Here is an 11817-nt window from a genome sequence, read left to right on the forward strand (position 1 = left end):
GTGCCGGGCGGCACGACCACGCGACCGTGGGGGCAGGTCACTCGTTGACGGTGAAGCCCTGCTCGGCGCCGTACTTCGCGGACGCGTCCTGCCAGGCCTTCAGGCCGTCGGCGAGGGTCGTGCCCGAGACGTACGCCTGGCCGACCGTGTCGTTGAAGATCGAGTTCGCGTAGACCTGGAAGGGCAGGTACGACCAGCCCTCGACGACGTCGGACGCCGACTGCGCGAGGACCTCGTTGATCTTCTGGCCGCCGAAGTACTCGGACTCGTAGCCCTGGAACTCGTCGGACTCCAGCTCGGCCGTCGTGGCCGGGAACGCGCCGCCGTCGACGCGCGCCTGCACGCCGTCGCCCGCGTTCGCGTACTCGAGGAAGCCGTAGGCGAGCGCCTGGTTCGTGCTCGCGGCCGGGACGGACAGCGCGGAGCCGCCGTTCTCGGCGCTCGCGGACGCGCCCTCCTCCCACTGCGGGAGCGGGGCGACGCGCCACTTGCCGGCGCCGTCGGGCACGCCCGACTCGAGGTTCGCGGGCATCCACGCGCCGATCGCGAGCGTCGCGATGGTGCCGTTGCCGAGGCCCTGGTACCACTCGTCGCTCCACGAGCTGACCGGCGCGAGCAGGTCCTCGTCGATGAGCGTCTGCCAGGTCTCGGCGAACTTCGTGCTGCCCTCGTCCGCGAGGTCGATGGTCACGTCGGTGCCGTCGACCTGGAACGGCTGGCCGCCGGCCTGCCAGATGAGGGAGGTCGTGAAGCCCGCGTCGCCCGTGTCGTTCGTGATGTAGACGTTCGGGTCGGCCGCGTGCAGGGCGCGCGCAGCCTCGACGAAGCCGTCCCACGTCGTCGGCACCTCGATGCCGTGCTGCGTGAAGACCTCCTCGTTGTAGAAGAGGGCCATGGGGCCGGAGTCCATGGGCAGGCCGTAGATGCCCTCGCCCTGCTGGACCGCGCTCCACGGGCCGGGCGTGAACGTCCCGTCGAGCTCGTCGGCGCCGAACGAGGACAGGTCGGCGACGGCGTCCGAGAGCGCGAACTGCGGGAGCGCGTAGTACTCGACCTGCGCGACGTCGGGCACGCCCTTGCCGGCCGCGATCGCGTTCTGGAGCGCCGTGTACTGGTCGTTGCCGGTGCCGGCGTTGACGAGCTCGACGTCGACGTTCGGGTACTTCGCCTCGAAGTCGGTGACGACCTGCTCGAGCGTGGGCTCCCAGGCCCACACCGTGAGGCTGCCGCCCTCCTCGAGAGCCGCCGCGACGTCGTCGGCCGAGCCGGCGTCCGCGCCGGAGTCGTTGCCGCCGCCGGAGCTGCAGGCGGCCAGGGCCAGCGCGACGACGCCGGTGGCGGCGACGGCGCGCAGGGCGCGGGTGGTACGGATGGACATGAGGGTTCCTCTCACTTCGTCGTCAGACGGATCGGGCGGGGTGGGGTCGGGGGGCCGGTGACCGGGCGGGCCGCGCAGGAGCGGGCGCCCGGGCGGCGGGTCACTCCTTGACGGACCCGGCCGCGAGGCCGGACTGCCAGTAGCGCTGGAGGAGCAGGAAGGCGGCGACGAGCGGGAGGATCGTCAGCAGCGAACCGGTGATCACGAGGTCGAAGATCGCCTCGCCGCCGGCGGTCGCGGCCTGCGCGTTCCACGCGTTGAGGCCGAGCGTCAGGGGGTACCAGTCGGGGTCCTTGAGCATGATCAGCGGCAGGAAGTAGTTGTTCCAGGTCGCGACCATGGTGAAGAGCAGGACGGTGACGATCCCGGGGGCGAGCAGGGGCAGGGAGACCTGGAAGAACGTGCGGCCCTCGCTCGAGCCGTCCATGCGCGCGGCCTCGAGCAGCTCCGTCGGGATCGACTCGGCCGCGAACACCCACATGAGGTAGAGGCCGAACGGCGAGATGAGCGACGGGATGATGACGGCCCACGGGGTGTTGGTGAGGCCCATCTGGCTGAACATGAGGAAGGTCGGGACGGCGAGCGCGGTGCCCGGGACGGCGACCGCGCCGATGACGGTCGCGAAGACTCCGCGCTTGCCCGGGAAGTCGAACTTGGCGAGCGCGTAGCCGCCGAGCACGGCCAGGAAGGTCGCGCCGCCGGCCCCGAGCACGACGTACAGGAGCGTGTTGGCGAACCAGCGGCCGAAGATGCCGTCGTCGTAGGTCAGCGTGCGCGCGATGTTGTCGAACAGCGCGAAGTCACCGCTGAACCAGAGCCCGAACGAGGAGAACAGGCTCGACTGCGTCTTGGACGCGTTGACGACGAGCCAGAACAGCGGCACGAGCGCGTAGAGCAGGACGATCCCGGCCAGGACGGTCATGAGGACGCTGCGGCGCGGGCGGGCGACGCTGTGCGGGGCGCGCGAGCGCAGGCGCACGGGCTTGCGCGTCGTGGCGCTCGTCGTCGTGCGGGACGCGGCGGGGACCGCCGGGGTCGAGGGGGTCGTGGCGGTCATCGTCAGGCCTCCTTGCGCATGCCGCGCAGCTGGACGACGTAGGCCACGATCATCGTGAGGACGCCCATGATGATGGCGACGGTCGCCGAGTAGTTGTACTGCTGGCCGGAGAACGACAGCGAGTACGCGTACAGGTTCGGGGTGAAGTACGTCGTGATGGCGTTCGGCGCGAGGCTCTGCAGGATGCTCGGCTCGTTGAAGAGCTGGAACGAGCCGATGATCGAGAAGATCGTGGCGATGACGAGCGAGCCGCGGATCGCGGGGATCTTGATGGCCCGCACGACCTGCCACTGGGACGCCCCGTCGAGCTCGGCCGCCTCGTAGAGCGACGTGGGCACGACGCGCAGCGCCGAGTAGAAGATGAGCATGTTGTAGCCCACGAACTCCCAGGTCACGATGTTGCCGATCGACAGCAGCACCCAGTCCGGGGACAGCGGGTTCGCGATCGACGTCCCGAGAGCGTCGTTGATGTTCGCGACGAGGCCGAACCGCGTCCCGTACATGAATCCCCACATGAGCGTCGCGACGACGGCCGGGACGGCGTAGGGGAGGAAGATCGAGATCCGGAAGAAGTTGCGCCCGTAGAGGCGCCCGGAGTCGATCGCGAGCGCGACGAGCAGGGCGATGCCGAGCATGATGGGCACCTGGACCACGAGGAACAGTCCGACGCGCGAGACGCCCGACCAGAACTGCGGGTCGGAGAACGCGCGGGCGTAGTTCTCGAACCCGACGAACTGCGTGCCGCCCACCATCTGGGTGCGGAACAGGCTGAGGTAGATCGAGTAGGCGATCGGCGCGAGGAACACGAGCGCGAAGACCGCCATGAACGGCCCCACGAAGCCCCATCCGGTCCACGAGCGTCGTCGGCGCCGGGGCGGGAGGGACGAAGGAGCGCCGACCGGTGGCCGGTGCCCTGCCACGGGTGGGGACGTCGTCGTCATGCTGGGGGTCCTCGTCATCGGGGGACGGCGACGTCGGTCGTCGCCGGTGTTTGCGTAAACATGAGCATGGCACGAGGTTCGGTGTTTACGCAAACATCGCCTACGCTGGTCCGTGACCGGCCACGATGTCGGTCCGGCCCAGGTACTGTGCCGACACCACGAGGACGAGGACGCCATGACCGACGGGCTCGACGACGAGACCCCCGCCCTGACGCGCACCGGGGGAGCTGCCGTCCGCACGGCACGGCGCGTCTCGATGGCCGACGTCGCACGCGTCGCCGGGGTCTCCGCGCAGACCGTCTCCCGCGTCTCCAACGGGCACCCGGGCGTCGTCGAGGCGACGCGCTCGCGCGTGCTCGAGGCCATGACCGAGCTCGGCTACCGGCCCAACAGCGCCGCCCGTGCGCTCAAGAGCGGCTCCTTCCGCACCATCGGCGTCATCCTCTTCTCGCTCGCGACCACGGGGAACGTCCGCACGCTCGAGGCCATCGCGACGTCCGCTGCCGTCGAGGGCTACGCCATCACCGTCATCCCCGTCGCCGCGCCGACGCAGGACGGCGTGCACGGCGCGTTCACGCGCCTGGGCGAGCTCGCCGTCGACGCGATCATCCTGCTCATGGAGGTCCACCTCCTCGACGTCGCGCGCGTCAGCCTGCCGCCCGGCGTCCAGGTCGTCGTCGCGGACTCCGACGCGGGCGAGAGCTATGCCGTCGTGGACACCGACCAGGCCGACGGCACGCGCCAGGCCGTGCAGCACCTGCTCGACCTTGGCCACGAGACGGTGCACCACCTCGCCGGCCCCGCGCTCTCGTTCGCGGCAGAGCGCCGCACCTCCGCCTGGCGCGCCACGCTCGAGGAGGCCGGGCGCGACGTGCCGCCCATCGAGCGGGGCGACTGGTCGCCGTCGTCCGGTTACGAGGCCGGGCTGCGCCTCGCGCAGCGCGGCGACGTCACCGCGGTCTTCGTCGCCAACGACCAGATGGCCCTCGGGCTCGTGCGCGCCCTGCACGACTCGGGCCGGCGCGTACCCGAGGACGTGAGCGTCGTCGGGTTCGACGACCTGCCCGAGTCCAGCGAGTTCCTGCCCCCGCTCACGACGGTCCACCAGGACTTCGCCGAGGTCGGACGTCGGCTCGTCGAGCAGGTGCTCCGACAGGTCCGCGAGGGCGTCTACGAGACCGGCACCCGCCTCGTCCCGACCCGCCTCGTCGAGCGCGCGAGCACCGCCCCGCCCCCGAGGTAGAACCCTGGTCGCGCGAGGTAGAGCCCTGGTCGCGCGAGGTAGAGCCCTGGTCGCGCGAGGTAGAGCCGTGGTCGCGCGAGGTAGAGCCGTGGTTGCGCGAGGTAGAGCCGTGGTCACGTTGCCCGACGGCGGTCTGGTCACCTGGGGTGGTCGGGGTGGGTGGTGGTGCGAAGGGGCGTAAGAGCCGCGCTCCGAGAACCCCCTACCCGAAAGACCACGGTGACGGCGCGGCAGCCCTGAGCACCGAGACCACCCCCGCCGCGGACCCGACCACGCGCGTGAGACCCGACCAGGTTCTACCTCGCGTGACCAGGGATCTGCCTCGGCGAACGGGTCAGTCGTCCGCGACCCAGGCGCTCGGGTCCTCGACGACGGCGCGCAGGACCTCGCGCGCGCCGCCGGTGAGGGCCGCGTGGTCGCCGACCGGGGCGGGGAGGAGGACGACGTCCGTCCACGGGGCGGCGAGGACGCGCGTGCGCAGCTCGGCCTCGGCCGCGGCGCGCAGGTACGGCAGGAGCGCGGGGTAGATGCCGCCGAGCAGGACCGTGTCGATGTCGACGAGGTTCACGTAGTCGGCGAGCGCGCTGCCGAGCGCGGTCCCGGCCTGCTCGACGACGGCGAGCGCGGCGGGCTCCGCGGCGTCGAGCGCGGCGACGAGCGTCTCGGTGGGGGCGTCGACCGGAAGTCCCGCCCCGCGCAGGAGCGCGTCCTTGCCCGCGTACTGCTCGAGGCAGCCGGTCGCGCCGCAGCGGCAGCGCGGGCCGCGCGGGTCCACGACGACGTGCCCGACCTCGCCCGTCCAGCCGTGGCGACCGTGGAAGAGCCGGCGGTCGACGACGATCGCGGAGCCGATGCCGACGTCGCCGGACACGTAGAGGTAGGTCGACGGCGCAGGGTCCGAGGCGTCGTCGGGCACGACGCCGCGGCTCGCCTGGGCGAGCGCGGCGAGCTTGGCCTCGTTGCCGATCTCGACGGCGACGTCGGGGCCGAGCCCGAGGAGTCGGACGGGGTCGAGGTGGGACCAGCCGAGGTTGGGCGCGACCTCGAGCCGCCCGGCGCGCGTGTCGACGAGGCCGGGGAGGGCGAGGCGGGCTCCCGCGACCGTCATGCCGTCGGCGCGGACGGCCGTGAGGAGGTCCTGCGCGATGCGCCCGAGCCGGGCGAGCACCTCGGCGGGGTCGCTGTCGTGCAGGTCGTCCGGGTCGACGTGCTCGGCGACGACGGCGCCGGTGAGGTCGAGCACGCGGCCGCCGAGGTAGTCGACGTTCACCTCGAGGCCGAGCCCGACGAGGGAGCGCGGTGCGGGCGCGAGGGGGACGGCGGGCCGTCCGGCGCGCTGCGGGGTCGCCGGCGGGAGCTCGGCGACGATGCCCGCGGCGACGAGCCGGTCGACGAGGGTCGAGACGGTCGCCCGCGTGAGGCCGCTCGCCGCGGCGATGTCGGCGCGCGAGCAGGGCTGGGCGGACTCGAAGACCGCGCGGGCTACGAGGGCGAGGTTGTGCTCGCGCAGCGTGGCCTGCCGGGCTGCTGGGGGACCCGTGCGGGTCGCGACGCTGCGGTTCACGGTCTTGACCTTACCGACCCGGGCGGATAAGTTCATCCGTAAGACAAAAATAGGCCGTCGACGCGACGATCGCGTCACGGCCCTCTCGACGAGGAGACCACCGTGGCCGACGAGACCACTCAGGACATCAACTTCTCCTTCGGTCTGTGGACCGTGGGCTGGACCGCGCAGGACCAGTTCGGCAGCGCGAGCCGTCCCGCGCTCGACCCGGCCGAGTCCGTGCGCCGTCTGGCCGACCTCGGCGCGTGGGGCTTCACGTTCCACGACGACGACGTCGTGCCGTTCGGCGCGGACGACGCCGAGCGCACCAAGCGCCTCGACGCGGTGCGCCAGGCCGCGCAGGACACGGGCCTCGTCATCGAGATGGTGACGACGAACCTGTTCAGCCACCCCGTGTTCAAGGACGGCGGCCTCACGTCGAACGACCGCGGCGTGCGCCGCTACGCGCTGCGCAAGGTGCTGCGCAACGTCGACCTCACGGCCGAGCTGGGCGCCAAGACGTTCGTCATGTGGGGTGGCCGCGAGGGCACCGAGTACGACGGCGCCAAGGACCTGCACTCCGCGCACGAGCGCTACGCCGAGGGCCTCGACCTCACCGCGGCGTACATCAAGGAGAAGGGCTACGACCTCAAGATCGCGCTCGAGCCCAAGCCGAACGAGCCCCGCGGCGACATCTTCCTGCCGACCATCGGCCACGCGCTCGGCCTCATCGCCAAGCTCGACAACGGCGACATCGTGGGCCTCAACCCGGAGACGGGCCACGAGCAGATGGCGGGCCTCAACTACACGCACGGCCTCGCGCAGGCGCTGTGGGCGGGCAAGCTCTTCCACATCGACCTCAACGGCCAGCGCTCGATCAAGTTCGACCAGGACCTCGTGTTCGGGCACGGCGACCTGCTCTCGGCGTTCTTCACGGTCGACCTGCTCGAGAACGGCTTCCCGAACGGCGGCCCCACGTACACGGGTCCGCGCCACTTCGACTACAAGCCGTCGCGCACCGAGAACGAGGTCGGCGTGTGGGACTCCGCGCGCGCCAACATGGAGACCTACCGTCTGCTCGCGCGCAAGGCCGCGGCGTACCGCGCCGACAGCCGCGTCCAGGAGGCGTTCGCGCACTCCGGCGTGTTCGAGCTCGGTCAGTCCACGCTGGGCGAGGGCGAGTCCGTGGCCGACCTCCTCGCGGACCGCAGCGCGTACGAGGAGTTCGACGTCGACGCGGCGGCGAACCGCGACTTCGGCTTCGTGCGGCTCAACCAGCTCGCGCTCGAGCACCTGATCGGCTGAGGTGACGACCGACGCCAGGACGTCCGACGCCGGCGGCGAGCGCACGCTCGTCGCCGGCGTCGACACGTCCACGCAGTCCTGCAAGGTCGTCGTGCGCGACGCCGCGACCGGCGCGCTCGTGCGCACGGGCTCGGCCAAGCACCCCGACGGCACGGAGGTCCACCCCGACGCCTGGTGGGACGCGTTCCGCGAGGCCGCGTCCGCGGCGGGCGGGCTCGACGACGTCGCGGCGCTCGCCGTCGGCGGCCAGCAGCACGGCCTCGTCGCGCTCGACGCGGACGGCAAGGTCGTGCGCGACGCGCTCCTGTGGAACGACACGCGCTCGGCCCCGGCGGCGCGCGACCTGATCCGCGAGCTCGGCGAGGCCCGGCTCGCCGAGGGCGTCCCCGACGCCCACGACCGGGTCGAGTCCGCGACCGAGGCGGGCGCGCAGGCGTGGGCCGACGCGATCGGGTCCGTGCCGGTCGCGTCGCTCACCGTGACGAAGCTGCGCTGGCTGCGCGACGCCGAGCCGGAGAACGCGGCGCGCGTCGCCGCCGTCGCGCTGCCGCACGACTGGCTCACGTGGCGCATCGCGGGGTACGGCCCGGCGGGCGACGAGTCCGCGCCGCTCGGCCCGGACCTCGACGCCCTCGTCACCGACGCGTCCGACGCGTCGGGCACGGGCTACTACGACGCGACGCGGGGCGACGGGCCCGACGGACGGGGCGCCTACCGCCTCGACCTGCTGGAGCTCGCGTTCGGTCGTACCGACGTCGTGCTGCCGCGCGTCGTCGCTCCCGCCGCGACGGCGGGCGTCGCGCACGCCTCGGTCGCCGGTGCGGTCGTCGAGGGCGGCACGCTGCTCGGCCCCGGAGCGGGCGACAACGCGGGCGCGGCCCTCGGGCTGGGCATGGTCGCGGGCGACGTCGCGGTGTCGATCGGGACGTCGGGCGTCGTGTCCGCCGTGACCGACGACCGCACCGCCGACGGCTCAGGCCTCGTCAACGGGTTCTCCGACGCGACGGGCCGGTACCTCCTGCTCGCGGTGACGCTCAACGCGAGCCGGGTGCTCGACGCGGCGCGCGCCGTGCTCGGCGTCGACCACGCGGGGCTGTCGCGGCTCGCGCTCGGGGCGCCCCCCGGCGCGGACGGGCTCGTGCTCGTGCCGTACCTGGAGGGCGAGCGCATGCCCAACCGGCCCGACGCGTCGGGCACGCTGCACGGCATCCGGCTCGGCACGTCGACGCCGGAGCACCTCGCGCGCGCGTACGTCGAGGGCATGCTGTGCGGCCTCGCGGACGGGCTCGACGCGCTCCGGGCGCTCGGCGTGCGGGTCGAGCGCGTGCAGCTCATCGGCGGCGGCGCGCAGTCCGAGGCGGTCCGGCGCATCGCGCCGCAGGTCCTCGGCCTGCCCGTCACGGTCCCCGAGCCCGGGGAGTACGTGGCCGACGGCGCCGCGCGCCAGGCGGCGTGGGTCCTCGCCGCGCACGAGGCGGGCGGCTCCGGGGCGGACGTCGCCCCGCCCACCTGGGCCGCGTCGTCGGCCACGGTGGTCGAGGCCGACCCGGTCCCCGCGATCCGCGAGCAGTACGCGGCGGTGCGCGACCTGGTCTGACCCGGACCCACCCCGCTCCCCGCTGGGTGCATGAATTAGTCGCGTCCGAGGCCCCCGGACGCGACTATTTCATGCACTCAGCGGGGGCAGGAGGTGGGTGGTCAGAGGATGCGGACGACGGGGCCCGTCACGCCGGCCTTGCGGCCGACCGCGGCGGCACCGGTGACGCCCCAGACCGGTCCGGCGATCTCCACCGACGCGACCGACGTCGTCGAGACCGACCGGTCGAGGTTCATCCCGTAGGCGGAGCCGTAGACCTCGAGCAGCACCCAGTCGCACGTGCCCGCGCTGACGGTGAAGACGTTCCCGGTCCGGGTCACGTCGAACGTGCAGGGTCCGCCGTCGTACGGCGCGGCTGCCGCGGACGGTGCCACGGCGACGGCCGCGGCGACGAGGGCGGAGACGACCAGGGCGCGCTGGCGTGTGGTTCGCATGGAGCTCCTTCGCTCGGGGTGGTGGGCCTGCCCGGCCCGGCCCCAGTCCACCTCGTCGCGCCGCGCCCCGGCATCCGGGAAAACCCGGCTCGTGACCCGTACCCGGTACGCGGTCTCCCTCACGCGCCCCCGGCGAAGCCCGTCTGCCGCCACGCCTCGTAGACGGCGATCGAGGCCGCGTTGGTGAGGTTGAGCGAGCGGCGCCCGGGCAGCATGGGGATCTTGAGCTGGTCGGTGATCCGCTCGTGGGCGAGCACGTCGTCGGGCAGGCCCGTCGGCTCGGGGCCGAACAGCAGGACGTCGTCGGGCCGGTAGGTCACGTCCGTGAACGACGTCGTCGCGCGCGTCGTGAACGCGAGCACCCGGCCCGGCAGGGTCGCGAGCGCGGCGTCCAGGTCCGCGTGGACCTCCACGCTCGCGAGGTCGTGGTAGTCGAGGCCCGCGCGACGCAGCTTGGGCTCGTCCAGGTCGAAGCCGAGCGGCTCGACGAGGTGCAGGCGCGCCCCGGTCACCGCGGCGAGGCGGATCGCGTTGCCCGTGTTGCCGGGGATGCGCGGCTCGTAGAACACCACGTGGGGCAGGGTCGACGGCGGTCGGGCGGCCGGGTCGGCGACGTGCGGTCGCCAGTCGGTGCCGGGGTCGGGGGTCTCGCTCACGCACCGATTCTCGCAGCGTCGGGCGAGGGTAGCGTCGATGCTGTCGTCGACGACCGACCGAGGAGGCTCCCGTGCCCGTGACCGTCCACCGCGACGCCGTGATGGCCTGGGTCGCCGCGTACGAGGAGGCGTGGCGCGCGAGCGACACGGCCGCCGTCGAGCGGCTGTTCACCCCGGACGCGACGTACCTGCGCTCGCCGTACGACGAGGAGCCGTTGCGCGGGCACGACGCGATCCGCGGCTTCTGGACCGCGGACGAGGGCGCGACCTTCACCGTGACCGCGGAGCCCGTCGCGACCGAGGGCCACGACGCCGTCGTGCGCCTCGAGGTCCGCTACCTCGCGCCCGAGGAGCAGGAGTACCGCGACCTGTGGGTGCTCCGGTTCGCCCCGGACGGGCGCGTCGAGCACTTCGAGGAGTGGCCGTACTGGCCGGGCCGGTCGTTCACGGCGTCGGACGGGTCGTAGCGCCGCACGGACGCGCCGGATCGCCGACCGGTCCCTCTCTCGTCGTCGTCACACTGGTGTCTGCGTGACCTCACGACCCTCTCCTCCTCAGGTCGAACGGGAACCCACCAGATCGACACGCGCCCGCGCGACCTCGTGCAGCGTGTCGAGGACGGCCCGGGCCGGGGGCGTGCCCACGACGGCGTCGCGCAGCACCGCGTGGATCGAGCGCACCGGGGCGGGCCGGACCACCGGGACCGCCACGAGCCCGGGGGGCAGGTGCGCGGCGCCGAGCGCGGGCAGGACCGTGAGGCCGACCCCGGCGCCGACGAACGCGATCGCCGTGGGGTAGTCGTGCGCCTCGACGTGGAACGGCGGGCTGAACCCGGCGGCCGTGCACGCCTCGACGAGGGTGCGGCGGCACCAGCCGCGCGCGAAGTCGTTGTCGACCCAGCGCTCGTCGCGCAGCTCGGCGAGCTCGACCTCGCCGCGGGACGCCAGGGGGTGGTCGTCGCGCAGCACGACGACGTACGGGTCGTCGAGCAGGTGGTGCGAGCGGAAGCCGCCGCCCGGGTCGAACCCGCGCGGGGCGACGACGAGCTGCACGTCCGCGCGCGCGTCGGGGTCGTCGGGGATGGTCTCGCGCAGCTCGAGGTCGATCCGGACGCCGGGGAAGTCCGCCGTGAGGCGGCGCACGACCTGCGGCAGCCACGCGGCGCCGACCGAGGCGAAGTAGGCGACGGACAGCGACCCGGTGCGCCCGGCCCGCAGGTCCGCGACGACGGCCTCGGCCTCGCCGAGCCGCGCGAGCACGCCGTCGGCCTGGGCGGCGAGCGCGAGCCCTGACGCGGTGGGCCGCACGCCGCGGCCGGCCCGTTCGAGGAGCGTCAGGCCGGTCTCGCGCTGGAGCGCGGCGACGTGCTGGCTCACGGCGGACGGCGTGTACCCGAGCGCGGCCGCGGCAGCCTGGACCGACCCGCTCGCGACGACGGAGCGGAAGACGCGCAGGCGGTGGACGTCGAGCACGGTCCCACGCTACAGCCGCACTGAATCGAGCGGTAGAAGAAATCGCTGGTGCTGAACGGTGCGACGGGCGACGATCGGTGCGTGACCGCACCCGAGACCCCGACGACCGCACCCGTCGACGCCGCCGGTTCGGCTGCCCCGGCAGCGGGCCTCGCCCCCGGGCCGCCCCCGGCGCGCGGGTCGGCCCGGCG

The 11817-nt window shown here is 73.3% G+C and carries 11 protein-coding genes; 4 read left to right on the plus strand and 7 right to left on the minus strand.

Annotation, left to right across the window (positions count from 1 at the left end):
• Positions 1-37 precede the first annotated feature (37 nt).
• The 3 genes from CCE02nite_RS18510 to CCE02nite_RS18520 form a co-directional block, all read right to left on the minus strand.
• Entirely contained in the window at positions 38-1378 is a 1341-nt protein-coding gene (locus CCE02nite_RS18510; protein ID WP_141391071.1) for an ABC transporter substrate-binding protein, read from the minus strand.
• Between the two features lie 100 nt (positions 1379-1478).
• Positions 1479-2435 (minus strand): carbohydrate ABC transporter permease, encoded by a 957-nt coding sequence (locus CCE02nite_RS18515; RefSeq protein ID WP_141391072.1) that lies wholly within the window; start codon positions 2433-2435, stop codon positions 1479-1481.
• A gap of 2 nt (positions 2436-2437) precedes the next feature.
• Positions 2438-3376, minus strand: a complete 939-nt coding sequence (locus CCE02nite_RS18520) for a carbohydrate ABC transporter permease (RefSeq protein WP_141391073.1) — start codon at positions 3374-3376, stop codon at positions 2438-2440.
• Between the two features lie 175 nt (positions 3377-3551).
• Between CCE02nite_RS18520 and CCE02nite_RS18525 the strand changes: the two genes are divergently transcribed.
• Positions 3552-4619, plus strand: a complete 1068-nt coding sequence (locus CCE02nite_RS18525) for a LacI family DNA-binding transcriptional regulator (protein WP_218027159.1) — start codon at positions 3552-3554, stop codon at positions 4617-4619.
• Positions 4620-4953: 334 nt separating this feature from the next.
• On the opposite strand, the gene CCE02nite_RS18530 is transcribed toward CCE02nite_RS18525, so the two are convergent.
• Positions 4954-6183, minus strand: coding sequence for an ROK family transcriptional regulator (locus CCE02nite_RS18530; RefSeq protein WP_255318966.1), 1230 nt, complete (start codon positions 6181-6183; stop codon positions 4954-4956).
• Between the two features lie 102 nt (positions 6184-6285).
• Between CCE02nite_RS18530 and xylA the strand changes: the two genes are divergently transcribed.
• Complete coding sequence (xylA, locus tag CCE02nite_RS18535; RefSeq protein WP_141391075.1) at positions 6286-7467, plus strand: xylose isomerase; 1182 nt, start codon at positions 6286-6288, stop codon at positions 7465-7467.
• Position 7468: 1 nt separating this feature from the next.
• Entirely contained in the window at positions 7469-9064 is a 1596-nt protein-coding gene (locus CCE02nite_RS18540) for a xylulokinase (protein ID WP_141391076.1), read from the plus strand.
• Positions 9065-9165: 101 nt separating this feature from the next.
• Here the strand turns inward: CCE02nite_RS18540 and CCE02nite_RS18545 are convergent, their stop codons facing one another.
• Positions 9166-9498, minus strand: coding sequence for a hypothetical protein (locus CCE02nite_RS18545; RefSeq protein WP_141391077.1), 333 nt, complete (start codon positions 9496-9498; stop codon positions 9166-9168).
• Between the two features lie 119 nt (positions 9499-9617).
• Positions 9618-10079 carry a tRNA (cytidine(34)-2'-O)-methyltransferase gene (locus CCE02nite_RS18550; protein WP_141391088.1) on the minus strand — a complete coding sequence of 154 codons (462 nt, stop codon included), beginning with the start codon at positions 10077-10079 and terminating at the stop codon, positions 9618-9620.
• A 146-nt stretch (positions 10080-10225) separates the two neighbouring features.
• Between CCE02nite_RS18550 and CCE02nite_RS18555 the strand changes: the two genes are divergently transcribed.
• A complete protein-coding gene (locus tag CCE02nite_RS18555) occupies positions 10226-10621 on the plus strand; it encodes a YybH family protein (RefSeq protein WP_255318967.1) in 396 nt (131 codons plus the stop codon).
• A gap of 87 nt (positions 10622-10708) precedes the next feature.
• On the opposite strand, the gene CCE02nite_RS18560 is transcribed toward CCE02nite_RS18555, so the two are convergent.
• Positions 10709-11626, minus strand: a complete 918-nt coding sequence (locus CCE02nite_RS18560; protein ID WP_141391078.1) for a LysR family transcriptional regulator — start codon at positions 11624-11626, stop codon at positions 10709-10711.
• Positions 11627-11817 lie beyond the last annotated feature (191 nt).

It is taken from the genome of Cellulosimicrobium cellulans (assembly GCF_006539945.1).
GTDB lineage: Bacteria > Actinomycetota > Actinomycetes > Actinomycetales > Cellulomonadaceae > Cellulosimicrobium > Cellulosimicrobium cellulans.

Coding starts and splice junctions, on each gene's coding strand:
- CCE02nite_RS18510 (WP_141391071.1), bottom strand. CDS start 1,378: ATGTCCATCCGTACCACCCGCGCCCTGCGCGCCGTCGCCGCCACCGGC.
- CCE02nite_RS18515 (WP_141391072.1), bottom strand. CDS start 2,435: ATGACCGCCACGACCCCCTCGACCCCGGCGGTCCCCGCCGCGTCCCGC.
- CCE02nite_RS18520 (WP_141391073.1), bottom strand. CDS start 3,376: ATGACGACGACGTCCCCACCCGTGGCAGGGCACCGGCCACCGGTCGGC.
- CCE02nite_RS18525 (WP_218027159.1), top strand. CDS start 3,552: ATGACCGACGGGCTCGACGACGAGACCCCCGCCCTGACGCGCACCGGG.
- CCE02nite_RS18545 (WP_141391077.1), bottom strand. CDS start 9,498: ATGCGAACCACACGCCAGCGCGCCCTGGTCGTCTCCGCCCTCGTCGCC.